A 13,867-nucleotide genomic window follows, 5' to 3' on the forward strand; every position below is an offset into this window, starting at 1 on the left:
TATAGATGAATATGCAACACTTTAAAACCCTATCATCCTATTTAGAGTATCTAGAATTGCCTCGACCAGAGCATCCTATGTTGAGTGTGTTCAACTCAAAAGGCGATGGGTATCTCCCTTGTCCGAGAGAAACTTCGCCACCCATTACAAATGACTGTTATTCCATTAGTTTTAAAAAATACGTAGCGGGCGATTTAAACTACGGACGAACAAAATATGATTTTACGAATGGTGCTTTAGTTTTTATTGCCCCAAGGCAAGTATTGCAATGGGATAACAGTGTAGTTTTTGAGCGAAAAGGCTTTTCAATAAACTTTCACGAAGATTTTCTGAAAGGAACTGAATTGGCGCATCAAATTAAGAAATATGGCTTTTTTTCATATTCGGTTAATGAGGCATTGCATCTTTCACCCAAAGAGGAAAAGCAAATAGAATCTATTGTAGAGAACATTGAAATTGAATACCAAAACAATCATGATGAATTCAGTAAAGAAATTATTATTTCTCAATTAGATACCTTGTTGAAATATGCCAATCGCTTCTATGAAAGGCAGTTTTTAAATAGAAAAGAACTATCGAACGATTTGCTAGAACAGTTTAACCAGCAATTATCAGCTTACTTTGAATCGGGTAAATTACAAGAAGAAGGAATCCCCACTATAGAGAATATTGCAGCACAACTTTCTGTTTCACAACGTTACCTGAGCGACACTCTTAAGAAAGAAACCGGGAAAACCTCGACCGAACACTTGCAATTATACCTCATTGATGCCGCAAAGAATATATTGTTGAACCCCAACAAAACAATTTCTGAAGTAGCCTACGATTTGGGCTTTGAATATCCGCCCTATTTTTCGAGATTATTTAAAAAGAAAGAAGGCGTTAGCCCAACAGAATATAGAGAAAAATATAAATTGAACTAAATTATGGAAACACTAAAATTAGCCACAGAATGGGCCAAAGCCGAAGTCTTCTCTACACGATTTTTTATCTTTTTTGCGATATTATTTTTAATTGCCAGTATCGGGTTTTGGCAGCTCGGTAAAACGGAACTAGCCAGAGCCTACATTATCCCTACTTTAGTGGCGGGTATTTTATTGCTTATAATTGGCAGCGGATTGCTTTACACAAATATGCAAAGGGTGGGCCAATTTGAAAAAGACTACAATGCTGATGCACCAGCCTTCTATCAGTCTGAGATTGATCGTTCAGAAAGCACTTTAAAAGAATACACAGTGGTATTTAAGGTAATTCCTATTCTAATTATTGTTGCTGCTTTAGTTATTCTCTTTATAAATACCCCAACCTGGCGTGCCATTGGTATCACGACAATTGCGATGCTAATAGTTATTTTGTTAGTAGATGGAACTGCACACTCCCGAATTGAAACGTATCACGAACAACTATTGACTCACAATAAATAGTTTGGAAATATAAACTTGCTATCTGTTCTTAAAAAGTTTTTCGATTTCCTTTAAAAATCTATTCTCTATTCTTTCATTAGACTTTGGGTCGGTGACTTTTAAGGTAGTTGTAGCGATAGGTTTGTCTTCAGTTGTCACCGCAATGTCGTACACTGCTGCTTCAATAGTATACGTGGTCAATTCTTTTTTGTCGTACACCAAATCCTCATCTTTTTTATGGCTGAGGCTCAATGGCTCCAAAGAATTAAAGTAATTACGTAAGTTCTTGGCCAATACAGTATCAACGGTCATCGATTTTTGGGAAGCCACTAGTACCTTGTCAATGTCCTTAGCTGTGCATCTCTGAACAAAGTTATCTATCTCTTCTTGTGAATAATCTTCCTTGTATTCAACCTCTGGAAACAATTCGTGCATTTTTACCGGGGTAATGCCTTCAGAGACCAAAACTGTTGCCATTTTATCCTCAAACCGGTCTTGGAGCACCTTGTCTTCTGTGTTCGCAAACACCAACATCCTGTCAAATGGTGTTTCTTTAAACTCATTAGACATCCACTGTGATGGGATGGTCTTTGAAGTTGAACAAGCAGTGCTTATGAGCAAGAGCACTAATAACCAAATAGTATTTTTCATTTCAGTGTTTTTATAAAGATAGCAAAAATCGAGCTTTGTTTTATGGACTGTATGCCACACGCTTAATGATTTACTGACAAAAGAAAAATTCTAAACAAGCCTCAAGGTGGTAAGGTTTGATATGTTGATTGCTATTTTTTGTTAGACTTAAGTGTTCTGTCCACTTCATCAAATACATCAGGCTTGTCTGCAAGTACCACTAGAGTGTCCTCTGCTTCAATTTTTGTGTATCCGTTTGGGGTTATATAGCTATCACCTCGTATTATCATTGCTATTATTGCATTTTTCGGAAAACCTAATTCTACAATTTTTTTATCTACAGCAAAATAATCTGGGGTAATTAGAATTTCCTTCAATTCTGCCTTGGGGTTTTCTGTCAGTAATAAATCTGTCGCAGTGAGTTTTTTTGCTTGTTTGGGTAACGATACCCGTAGCCATTTTGCGACTATTGAAAGTGTGGTCCCTTGAATTAATACCGATGTTACCGAAATAAAGAAAACAATATTAAAAATCATGTTCGCTTTGTCAATTCCTGCCAAGAGAGGATACGTAGCAAATACAATGGGTACGGCGCCACGCAAGCCAACCCAGGATATGTAGAACCTTCTTTTCAGTCTCATCTTAAAAAACATCAGGCTTAGGAAAACACCAATAGGTCTCGCAACCACAATCAAGAACAAAGAAATGAGCAATCCAATACCCATATATGGAATGATCTCCGAAGGAAAAACGAGCAGTCCCAATGTAAGGAATAGGACAATTTCCATAAGCCAGGCCAAACCATCAAAAACTTTGAGGATAGATTTTTTATGTATCAGGTTTTGGTTGCCCAGGTAAACGGCACAAATGTAAATAGCAAGAAATCCATTGCCGCCCAAAAAATCTGCAGTTGAAAACGTGATGAACATAAGCGCAATGACAAGAACCGGGTAAAGCCCATCAAAATCCAGCTTGATGTTGTTGACGATATACTTGCTAAGCAACCCAAAAGTGAAACCTATGATACCGCCAAAGATCATCTGTTGGAAAAACAACAGAAAAATAGACAGGTAGCTTTGGTCTTGGTTAACCACAAGGCTCAAAAAAGCAATAGTGAGCACGTATGCCATAGGATCGTTACTACCGCTTTCCAGCTCTAGGGTAGGTCTAAGGTTGGTTTTTAATGCGATGCTTTTAGAGCGTAATATCGAAAATACGGCAGCGGCATCTGTCGAGGAGACTATGGAGCCTAATAGGAGACTTTCAAAAATGGTAAAATCGGTAAGGAAAAAAACAAAAGCCCCCACGGAAATTGCCGTTAAAAAAACCCCCAAGGTAGATAGGGCGATACCTTCCCGAAGAATAGGCTTTACGGATGTCCAATTGGTCTCCAGCCCACCTGTAAACAAGATGAAATTAAGCGAAACAATACCTATGAACTGTGCTAGTTTTGGGTCATCAAAAAAAATACCGCCAATGCCTTCAGAACCTGCCAGCATCCCAATGGCCAAAAAGAGCAATAAAGTGGGAACGCCAAACTTATAGGAGGTCTTTCCTGCAAGAATACTAATGAGAAGTAATAGAGAACCAACTAACAGTATATTTTCAATCGTTAAATTCATGTATCTCTTTTGGCTTGCCTCACAAAGATACTGCTTCTCACTAAGGATATGGGTATTATAACCTTACTATGTAATATATTTTGATTGAAATTTTAGATGTGTTTTTCAAATAATAACTATACACCAATTTTTACCACTTAAACAGTTTTTTTGTTATTTTTGAACCCTAAAATTTATACTATGGGCTTAGGTGCTTTGGCTGTTGGAACAGCGTTGTTATGTTTGTTTATTGGAATTGTTATTGAAATAAAAGAACGATTCTGAACAATAAGGCAATCAATCCACCCTATCAATCAATTCCTCAACTTCATCTTTATCATCCCCATTTAGCTTGGGCTTAGGTGTGGTTTGGACTTTTTTTTTAAGATGTATCTCATAATACATCCCAAAATGGTCACTTCCAAAGTTCTTGGAGCGTTCCATCACTTTTACAAATAAGTCCTTGGTGTGGAACAAATGGTCCAGTGGAAAGCGCATAAAGCGATACCCAGCATGGTAGGTGGGAAAAAAACCTCTTCCCACACGCGGGTCTATCATTCCCGTCATCTTTTTGAACAATCTTGTGGTCCTGCTCCAAACCACATCGTTCATGTCGCCACATACCACTGTGGGTTTATCCTGTTCTCGAATGATCTTCCCGGTAAGCATTAGCTCAGCATCTCGTTCCTTACTAGTTTCATTTTCGGTGGGGCTTGGCGGGGCCGGGTGAAGGCAGGCGAAAAATACTTTTTTTCCGTTATCGAGCTTGTAATCAAAAAAAATGGAAGGTACATCATCTTCAATTTGATATTCGGTACTTACATCGTATAACTCTTTTTTGGAATACAAATGCATGCCATAATAGTTCTCCAACGGAATTTTAACGGTATGCGAATATTCATTTTCAAGTTGTTGCAAGCCTTTTTCCCAATCCTCATTAGATTCCATAGTGAGCACGAGATCTGGATCGTACCGTTTTACCTCACTTAAAAATCTGTCAAACTCCTTATTATCCTGTAGCACATTTGCGGCCAGGATGGACACACACCCATCGCTGGGAAAATCCGGTTTTTTTCTGGGATGAAACGAACTGTATTTGTAAACTTTGAACAATTGATAAAAAATACTGAAAAGCAATCCACCTGCTAGTACCCACTCAAAAGTTGAGAATTTCCAACCAAAAAAAGTCAGTAAGGCCAACAAAATCAATTCAACGGCAATAGATTGTAATCTCACAAAATCTGCCGTACGGAAAAACCAATGGGGGTTTCCGGTCGCAGGGAAAAAGGGTGAGACTATAAAGAAAATACTAATTACATAAATAGCAATCATTCCATAAAAGTAAGAGTTCCAAAGGAGAAATAAGTATTTTTGTAATAGTTTAAAACAATATTATGAAACATATTACTTCCCTGCTACTAATGATTTTTTTGACTTGTGCTACCGTCCTGGCACAAACCTATACAACCCCTAATACTGGCGTAGATTGGACCTTGACCGATATTGCAAATGCAAGCCCGTCTACCATATCTGTCAATGGCTCTGAATTTACACTGCTGGAGAATTTGGTTATTGCAGAAAATGATAAGTTACGCATAGATACAGATGCCACCGTTTTATTCGAAGATGCCATTTTGCTCTCCGTCTTTGGCGAATTTGAGGTTAGTGCAACGCAATCTATCTTCACGGCTGCAGATACCAGTTTGCCTTATGAGGGTTTTCGGTTTGAAGAATTTTCAACTATTACCATCCAAAATGCAACCATTACAAAGGGTGGCGGACTGCGGGTTTTGACCGAGGATTTTACGATAGACAATTGTATCATTACTGAAAATGTTGAAGGCGGTGCAACTACGGGAGCCGTAATTTCCCTATCAAGGGGCACGCCGCAAATAACCAATAATGAAATTACCTTTAATGAGTTGCCAGCCATTAGCGCTGCGGCAAATTCTGATGTGTCTGCAACTATTTCCGGCAACTATATTGAGGGGAATAATACCCTTAATGCCAACAGACCCCAGATTAACTTAGGAACCACGAGCACAACAGAAGATCTTCAAATTATAGACAACATCATCATTGGCGATCCCCTAAATACCGAAGCAGGTGGCATTGCAATAGCTAACCTTGTGGGTGGTACCATTCGGGCTGTTATTTCGAACAATGAGATTAGGGACAATAGATATGGTATTGCGGTGATAGGCGGTAATGCAACTGTTGAAATTTCCCACAATATCATAGAGGACAATACCATTCAAAACAACCCCAATCTGGGTGGAAGTGGTATTAATATAAATTCTTCTACAAATGATGTAGAAATAAATGCTTTTTTAAATGAAATCCGAAGAAATTTGTGGGGCATTACTCTGCAAGGTGAAGCCTCCATCAATCTAGGCAATGGCACTACCAACCCAGGTGAAAATATCTTTTCTGAAAATGGAAACAATAATGAAACCTTTGCGCTTTATAACAATACGCCCAATACCATCTCTGCCTTGAACAATTGCTGGGTGGAAGGAGTGCCCAATACCTTGGCAATTGCCGAAAGTGTTATATTCCATCAGGTGGATGACAATACCTTGGGCGAAGTTCTGTTCGACCCTGTGGCGTGTACCGTGTTATCGGTTTCTGAAAACAACCTCGAGACTTTCAGTTTTTACCCAAATCCAACCCAAAACAACGTTCATTTTGCCGAAGAGTTTTCAATAGAAACAGTAGAGATATTTACCACAAATGGTGTTTCAGTTTTTCGTGAGACAGACCTTAAAAACCAAAATGAAGTAACGTTCAATCTTACTTCGGGGATGTATTTTGTTAGGTTTACCTCTAATGACGGCCAGTTTACCAAAAAATTGCTGATTGATTGATTTTTGTAAACTAACAGGTCTTGAAAAACAACTACGATATTGTTATTATTGGGGGAGGAGCTGCTGGTTTCTTTACGGCTATCAACACTGCTGCACTCGATCCCACATTAAAAATTGCTATTTTAGAACGTGGGAAAGAAGTTCTCACCAAGGTAAAAGTTTCAGGGGGAGGTCGTTGTAATGTAACCCATGCCCAGTTTATCCCAAAGGAGCTCTCAGCCAACTATCCTAGAGGGGAAAAAGAGCTGTTGGGACCTTTCCATACATTTATGACGGGCGATACCATTACCTGGTTTGATGAAAGGGGAGTGGCCCTTAAAATTGAAGAAGACGGCCGTATGTTTCCCACTACAAACAGTTCCCAAACCATCATAGATTGCTTTATTTCAGAAACAGAACGATTAGGGATTGAAGTGCTAAAGGGACAGGCTGTAAAACAAATTTCAAAAACCGAAGAAGGTTTTAAGGTCGTGACAGCTTCAGAAGAATTTTCAGCCAAAAAGATAGTAGTTGCCACAGGGAGCAATCCTAAAATCTGGAAACTCCTTGAAGGCTTGGGGCACAGTATTGTCCCGCCGGTCCCATCATTGTTTACCTTCAATATTGAGGATGACCGTATCAAGGATTTACCGGGAATTGCTGTAGATGCTTCGGTACACGTGCTTTCAAAAAAAAATAAAACGCTATTACAGAGTGAAGGACCCTTGTTGATTACCCATTGGGGGATGAGCGGTCCCGCTATTTTAAAATTGAGCGCTTGGGGGGCCCGCCTTTTGGAACCCACAGGCTATACATTTAAAATAAGGGTGAACTGGTTGCAGCATCTTCCAACCGAAGAAGTCTTGGAAAATTTATTGGCTTTAAAGGACCAAAACCCTAAGCAAACCCTATACAAATATGCTCAATTTGAACTGCCCAAACGCTTGTGGCAATCCCTGCTGAAAGCTTCAGGGATTCCAGAGACCCAGATTTGGGCAGATATCTCTAAGAAGCAACTCGTTAAAATTTCAGAAGAACTTACGCAGAGTGAATTTCAGGTAAACGGGAAGAGCACTTTTAAGGAAGAATTTGTCACTGCCGGAGGTGTGGAGCTCAAGGAAGTAAATTTTAAAACCTTTGAGAGCAAGCTACACCCAAATCTCTATTTTGCAGGAGAAGTATTGAATATAGATGCCATTACGGGCGGTTTCAATTTTCAGAATGCTTGGACGGGCGGATATTTGGTAGCAAAAGCAATTACAGCTTAGTATGAAAAAGATAGCATTTCTTCGAGGCATTAACGTAGGAGGCCATAAAAAATTTCCGAAGGCCGAGCAAGTGGCAATGGCTGAACGACTAGGTCTTAAAAATGCTGAAATATATCTCCATACAGGTAATTGGGTTTTTCAATCTGAAAAAGATACAGAAGAGATCTCTAACTTGATAACAACCGAAATCACTGAAAAGTACGGCTGGCAAGTGCCGGTTTTGGTCCACAATGCATCAAAAATCGAACACATACTGGACAACTGTCCATTATTTGGAGAGAAAAAGACCAAGAGCTATTTTATATTGCTGAAAACTGCGCCGGACCAAAAAATCATAGATAGAATTCAACAGCTCTCAAGTCCTCTAGAAGAGTTCTTCATAACACCAAGTTGCATCTACATATATTATGGCGAGGGAGCGGGAAAAGCCAAATTGAGCTCTAATGTGTTCGAAAAAAAACTAGGCGTTGTGGCTACGGCTAGAAACTATAACACGCTTTCTAAGGTTCTTACCTTATAAGCTATTTTTCTTTCCTTTTATGAAGCCTAAATTCTATATGTTGGATTACTAAAAGTTATCGCCACACCCTCATCTAAGGGCATGACGACACTTTTAGCGCTAACTACTGCTTAGCTAGTTTTATGGTAGCTATATCCCCACGAGCAGTTGTAAGCTTGGCTATATACATTCCAGTAGCTACTTCTAAAGGGAGTTGTATATAGTTTGTATTGTGGAACGTTGAGGTATAAACAAGGTGTCCCAGCATATCTGTTACCCTAACCTTACCCGTCTCAGGCTCACCTCCCAGTGCTATGGTAACATACTCTAGGAACGGATTTGGAAAAGCAGAAAGAGTTATTTCATTCTCTTGATCAAGCACAGAGAGGTTAGGGTCCTCAAAAACATAAAGCATCCCTGCATTGGTCACATCGTTGTTGCCGGATGGGTCTTGATCTTGGAAAGGCGAACCAGAGATCAACCTTCCGTTCTTCAAGACGAGCTCATGCGCAAAGCGATCTTCTATAGAGCGGTCGCTTGTTACTATTTTTTGTATTTCGCCCCAATTGTTCGACCCTCCAGTGCTTTGTTCAAATAAATAAGCGGCACCAGCATTGGGTAGGAAATTCCCGCCAGAGGCATCAAAATCGTTCAATCTGGCACCTACGGCCACATAACCATTATCCACAGAGACTGAAAATCCAAAGACATCTGTTTCTGCTCGGTCGCCCGCAACAATTTTTTTCACTTCGTTCCATACACCACTTCCGTCCTGTACATACATATAAACGGCTCCGGCATCGGTAACGGGGTTGCCCCCAGCACTGTCAAGATCGTAGAGCCTGGCGCCAATCGCCAAAATGTCTCCTTGAATTGCAACATCCTCGCCGTATCTATCGTTCATCGTCCTGTCTGATCCAACGATTTTCTGTACTTGGTTCCAATTTCCACTTCCGTCTCTTTCAAAAACATATGCTGTGCCTGAAGCGGACACACTAGCTCCCATGGCATCTTGGGAATCGAAATAGGCACCTATAACGGCAAAATCGCCATCCATTGCCACGTCTATACCAAAGTTATCACCGCTGCCCCTATCGCTGGCCACGATTTTTTGTGTTTCTATCCAAGTACCACTTCCATCACGTTCAAAAACAAATACAGCACCTGCTTGTGGCAAGGAGTTGTTTCCATCCTCGTCGGTAGCGTCGAAGTGCGAGCCTACCAGTATTGTGTTTCCTTCAATTTTTACTGAAATACCAAAACTGCCAGCAGCCACTCTAGTGGAAGAAACAATTTTTTGTACCTCTACCCATGTGCCGCTACCATCCCTTTCAAAAATATATGCGGCGCCGGCATTGTTTATGGGGTTGGCGCCGTTTTCATCCTTATCTTCCAATTGTGCCCCTACAACAGCGTAATTGCCGCTTATTGCTGTTGAAATACCAAAGGCTGCAAATAATTCCCTATCGTTGGCCACCAATTTTTGTACTTGGGTCCAAGTACCGCTTCCATTGTTTTCAAAAATATAAGCGGCGCCTGCCTCGTCAATTGGGTTTGCACCGTTGGCGTCAAAACTATTTCGGTAAGCCCCGCTAATGACAAAGTTGCCATCAAGGTTAACATCTATCCCCAGTTCAGAATTTGCTGTCCTGTCCGTGGTGACAAATCGTGTCGTTTCGGTAAATTGGGATTTAGCTTGTATGCCCAAAAGAGCGATACACAGTAGCAGTAGTTGTGCTTTCATAATACATGTTTTTAGAGGTTAAAAATAATCACAGCACTATGCTGAAACTAGTTACCTCAAATGTATCGAGCACTTGGCAAGTCAACGTCCAAGATATTCACATGTGCGAATAAGCCATACTTATTTACTATGCTTTTGTTTGTACTGGGAAGGAGTGCTACCCGTAATTTTTTTGAATGTGTTATTGAATGTAGATTTTGAATTAAACCCAGCTTCCAGCCCAATGGCAACCAATGTATACTTTGAAAATTCTGGATTGGAAAGATGGTTTTGGGCTTCTTGTACCCGTAGTGTGTTTACATAGTCTGAAAAGCTGGTCTGTAATTCGGTATTGATGACCCGTGAAAGATGGCCCTTGCTAATACCCAGTTCTTTAGCAACTGAAGTTAATGTAAGGTTCTGGTCCAAAAAGTTTTTTTCAACCCTTAAAAACTGTTCAAGTCTTGCGATGTGTTCATTTTTATGGTGCTCTGTAACTAAAGGTGTTTTTTTTTGGGTTACATAGTTCCTTATTTTCTTTCGGTCCTCCCTTACACCATATTTGTAGATCCCTAGATGCACCAACCAATAAATGGCAAAGGACAACCCGGCCCATAGGATATTGAAATAGGTGCTATAGGCCGTATCCGTTAGATATTTCACCAGCGCAATAGACCAAAGCAAAGACAACACAAACAGCAAGAGCAATGTTTTTTTTAACCATCTCAAATTATCTAGGCTGTGCGTAGCTTGGGGCTTTTCAATTTTATTTATATGAATGTAGGATAACCCTATGAGCACTAGCGTGTAAAAGAGAGAGAACACACTTTGGATGTTGTTTACAAACTTAAATTTCTCATAGAGCTGAACTCCTACAGGTGAAATTATATTCCAAATCTTGTACAGGAGTACATTGCCAAAAAAAACAATAAAGGGTATATAGAATAAAAATCTCTTCCATTTTTTAAACCCAAGAGAACCAGTAAACTCCAACACATAAAAGTAGATGAATACAGGGATTAACGTCCCCATGGGAATGTAGAGTGTTTGGTACATTTTGGTCCCGGCAAGCAATCCAACATCAGCTAGATAGAATTGTAAGTTGTTATATGAAAAACTTAGGATGAGCAGCGCCAAGTACTGCGAACTCCTGTTTTTATACTTTGGCGAAAAAAGATAGATTATACCAAATATAAATCCTTGAATAACTCCGGCAAGAATCAAGCTGTTGATTAGTGTAAACTTCAAGGCTGCAATCTTAGTTAGTGTAGTTAAATATACTAAAATTAAGATGTTATAAAAGAATTCGGATTTGGCTATCTTTGCTGTTGAAATTATTATCGATGAATAAAAGCCGTTTCCTTCCTAAACCTTACACAAAATTCCTTGAAAGTGGAACTATTTCCACCCAAGCTCCCAGCAATATCGCGCTGGTAAAATATTGGGGGAAATATGGGGAACAGTTGCCACAAAATGCTTCGGTAAGTTTTACACTTTCACGATGTAGGACCGAAACTATCCTCCAATTTGAAAAAATTTCTACCTCTGAAAATTTTCACTTCGAGGTGTATCTCGACGGAAAAAGAGAAAAAGGGTTTGAACCCAAAATCACAAAATTCTTTGATCGTATTGAAAAATATGTGCCTTTCCTGAAAGAGTACAAATTCATTATTAAAACCAAGAACACGTTCCCCCACAGTAGCGGAATTGCCAGCAGTGCCAGCGGGATGGCGGCGTTATCTATGTGTTTGGTGGAAATGGAAAATAGGTTAATGTGCGGAACCCCATCGACTGCGCTCGAGGCGGCATCAACAAATAATTTAAAACATAACCAAAAGCTGAGCACATCGACTGCGCTCAGTAGGACCGGAGTCGAAGCCAAGGCTTCATTTCTTGCCCGTCTTGGTTCCGGAAGTGCTTCCCGTAGCATAGAGGGACCACTCGTAGTTTGGGGCGAACACCCAGAAATTGAAGGTAGCAGCAACCTTTTCGGTATACAATATCCTTATAAGGTCCATGAAAATTTCAGCAACTACCAAGACACCATTTTGTTGGTAGATAAAGGCGAAAAACAGGTGAGTAGTTCCGTAGGGCACGATCTTATGAATGGGAACCCTTATGCCCAAGCCCGATTTGCGACGGCCAACAACAATCTTTCAAAATTCATTACAGTATTTGAAAGTGGTGATATTTCAGCATTTATTAAAATCGTGGAGAGCGAAGCCTTGCAATTGCACGGAATGATGATGTCTAGTGAACCTTACTTTATCTTAATGAAACCCAATACCCTGAAAATAATCAACCGTATATGGGAATTCAGGAAAGAAACCAACAGCCAAGTATGTTTTACGCTGGATGCAGGTGCGAATGTACACGTACTGTATCCGTCTTCAGAAAAACGAACCGTGCAAAAATTTATAGAGGACCAACTGGCCGGTTATTGCAAAAATGGTGAGTATATCCACGATTTTTGTGGTATAGGAGCGCAAATTTATTGAGCTTGTTTAATTATTTTTTCGGTTAAAAATCCATTGTTATTTTCAATTCTTAAAAGGTAAACACCATCCGAGAGGGTAGTTGTATCCAGATTTACGGAGGGAGAGGCGATAAACTTTCTAACAACCAGTTGACCTGTTGTGGCAAATAATGACAATGTGGTAGCACTATCTAAAAAAGTTGATGGAATAGTAATGGTGCTTGTTTGCGTTACAGGGTTTGGAGCTACGGCTATTTTCTGTTCTAGATCATATTGGTCAACATCAAGAAATATAATTCCTCCGTATGCTAGCTTAAAAGCATTGTCCTCACATATTGTCTCAAGTATTATAGTTTCTTGTGGATCAATTTGGTAATAGATTTCAGCAGGGAAATTACAAGTTAGGATAGGGTTGCTAGCACTTACAATAGTGTAATCGTCTCCAAAGCCACCGGGTAAATAAAGACTTACTTCTACATCACCTTCTAAATACGCTGTACCTAACACCTCTATACTGTCGTGCTCACTAACATTAAGAATATCGGTTACAAGTATGCCATTATTTAGTGAAAAATTATTTAGAAAATGTATTGTTCCTATTATGCCTTCGCCTCCAGGAGAAATAGCACCTTCATTGTTAAATGTCCCCGTGATATCCAGTATTCCGTTGCCTTCGATAGTTCCAAAATTATCGAATGTTCCAGAGGAGTCAGAAGTTAGCTCCCCTTCTACTACCAATTTAGCGCCGTTTTGGATGGTGATGGTCCCGCCTTCGTTCGAAAGTAAACCGTTTACCCCTATTTCAACAGTACTGCTATTGTTTATATTCCCACCATTAGAGGAGTTAAAAGTACCGTCAACAACGAGTTTAGCTCCCTGTTCAATCACAATAGTGGCACCATTGTTATTTGCCGAAGCGTCTATATCTATTGTCAGTTCTGAATCACTACCGGTTACTACAGTGTTAGTTCCGGGAATGTCCAATAATCCTTCAACTACAAGCTTCGCATTTTCTTGAATGGTTATGGTCCCTCCAGGATTAGAGTATGTTGCTCCTAAAAGTATTTCTATTTCTGCAGCGTTTACAGTGGTTTCTTGAGTAGTCAAACTGCCTTCTACTACAAGTTTTGCACCTTGTTCTATAACAATAGTGGCGCCATTATTGGCTCCAAGAGCAAGTACTATTTCTCCAGCCCCATTAATGAGTACCGTACTACTACCGTCCGGAACGGTAAGAGCATCCCAGTTTTCAGGATTACTCCATAAATTATTAGTGCCATTTCCTGTCCAAGTGTGGGATTGAGCATAACAGGTTAGACAAATAATAAAAAATAAAAATTGAGTTAAAGTTTTCATAATGAAAAGGTTAGGCTAAGTAAATATATTAAAAAAATAAATTTTTATATTACCTTCTGTCCTTC

12 protein-coding genes are annotated in these 13,867 nt (G+C 39.7%); 6 read left to right on the forward strand and 6 right to left on the reverse strand.

The window, feature by feature from the left end; all coding sequences use genetic code 11:
• Nucleotides 1-11: 11 nt before the first annotated feature.
• On the forward strand, nucleotides 12-923 hold the full coding sequence (locus C8D94_RS04430) for a helix-turn-helix domain-containing protein (protein ID WP_115123034.1): 912 nt from the start codon (nucleotides 12-14) through the stop codon (nucleotides 921-923).
• 3 nt (nucleotides 924-926) lie between these two features.
• Entirely contained in the window at nucleotides 927-1,424 is a 498-nt protein-coding gene (locus tag C8D94_RS04435) for a hypothetical protein (protein WP_115122665.1), read from the forward strand.
• A gap of 18 nt (nucleotides 1,425-1,442) precedes the next feature.
• On the opposite strand, the gene C8D94_RS04440 is transcribed toward C8D94_RS04435, so the two are convergent.
• The 3 genes from C8D94_RS04440 to C8D94_RS04450 form a co-directional block, all read right to left on the reverse strand.
• Complete coding sequence (locus C8D94_RS04440) at nucleotides 1,443-2,054, reverse strand: hypothetical protein (RefSeq protein ID WP_115122666.1); 612 nt, start codon at nucleotides 2,052-2,054, stop codon at nucleotides 1,443-1,445.
• Between the two features lie 131 nt (nucleotides 2,055-2,185).
• Entirely contained in the window at nucleotides 2,186-3,655 is a 1,470-nt protein-coding gene (locus tag C8D94_RS04445) for a potassium/proton antiporter (RefSeq protein WP_115122667.1), read from the reverse strand.
• 276 nt (nucleotides 3,656-3,931) lie between these two features.
• Nucleotides 3,932-4,966: an endonuclease/exonuclease/phosphatase family protein gene (locus C8D94_RS04450; protein WP_115122668.1), complete on the reverse strand. Its 1,035-nt coding sequence runs from the start codon at nucleotides 4,964-4,966 to the stop codon at nucleotides 3,932-3,934.
• 62 nt (nucleotides 4,967-5,028) lie between these two features.
• On the opposite strand from C8D94_RS04450, the gene C8D94_RS04455 reads away from it, so the two are divergent.
• From C8D94_RS04455 to C8D94_RS04465, 3 genes are read left to right on the forward strand one after another with little or no spacing between them, the layout of a single operon-like run.
• Nucleotides 5,029-6,501 (forward strand): T9SS type A sorting domain-containing protein, encoded by a 1,473-nt coding sequence (locus tag C8D94_RS04455; RefSeq protein WP_115122669.1) that lies wholly within the window; start codon nucleotides 5,029-5,031, stop codon nucleotides 6,499-6,501.
• A gap of 20 nt (nucleotides 6,502-6,521) precedes the next feature.
• Complete coding sequence (locus tag C8D94_RS04460) at nucleotides 6,522-7,748, forward strand: BaiN/RdsA family NAD(P)/FAD-dependent oxidoreductase (RefSeq protein WP_115122670.1); 1,227 nt, start codon at nucleotides 6,522-6,524, stop codon at nucleotides 7,746-7,748.
• A 1-nt stretch (nucleotide 7,749) separates the two neighbouring features.
• Nucleotides 7,750-8,268 carry a DUF1697 domain-containing protein gene (locus C8D94_RS04465; RefSeq protein ID WP_115122671.1) on the forward strand — a complete coding sequence of 173 codons (519 nt, stop codon included), beginning with the start codon at nucleotides 7,750-7,752 and terminating at the stop codon, nucleotides 8,266-8,268.
• Nucleotides 8,269-8,371: 103 nt separating this feature from the next.
• Here the strand turns inward: C8D94_RS04465 and C8D94_RS04470 are convergent, their stop codons facing one another.
• Both C8D94_RS04470 and C8D94_RS04475 read right to left on the reverse strand, forming a co-directional pair.
• Nucleotides 8,372-9,991, reverse strand: a complete 1,620-nt coding sequence (locus C8D94_RS04470) for a T9SS type A sorting domain-containing protein (RefSeq protein ID WP_115122672.1) — start codon at nucleotides 9,989-9,991, stop codon at nucleotides 8,372-8,374.
• 120 nt (nucleotides 9,992-10,111) lie between these two features.
• A complete protein-coding gene (locus tag C8D94_RS04475; protein WP_115122673.1) occupies nucleotides 10,112-11,218 on the reverse strand; it encodes a helix-turn-helix domain-containing protein in 1,107 nt (368 codons plus the stop codon).
• 95 nt (nucleotides 11,219-11,313) lie between these two features.
• Between C8D94_RS04475 and C8D94_RS04480 the strand changes: the two genes are divergently transcribed.
• Nucleotides 11,314-12,468 carry a diphosphomevalonate/mevalonate 3,5-bisphosphate decarboxylase family protein gene (locus tag C8D94_RS04480; protein ID WP_115122674.1) on the forward strand — a complete coding sequence of 385 codons (1,155 nt, stop codon included), beginning with the start codon at nucleotides 11,314-11,316 and terminating at the stop codon, nucleotides 12,466-12,468.
• Here the strand turns inward: C8D94_RS04480 and C8D94_RS04485 are convergent.
• Nucleotides 12,462-13,802 carry a T9SS type A sorting domain-containing protein gene (locus tag C8D94_RS04485; RefSeq protein WP_115122675.1) on the reverse strand — a complete coding sequence of 447 codons (1,341 nt, stop codon included), beginning with the start codon at nucleotides 13,800-13,802 and terminating at the stop codon, nucleotides 12,462-12,464. The genes C8D94_RS04480 and C8D94_RS04485 overlap by 7 nt on opposite strands.
• Nucleotides 13,803-13,867 lie beyond the last annotated feature (65 nt).

The sequence above is a fragment of the Marinirhabdus gelatinilytica genome (assembly GCF_003353425.1).
Classification (GTDB): domain Bacteria; phylum Bacteroidota; class Bacteroidia; order Flavobacteriales; family Flavobacteriaceae; genus Marinirhabdus; species Marinirhabdus gelatinilytica.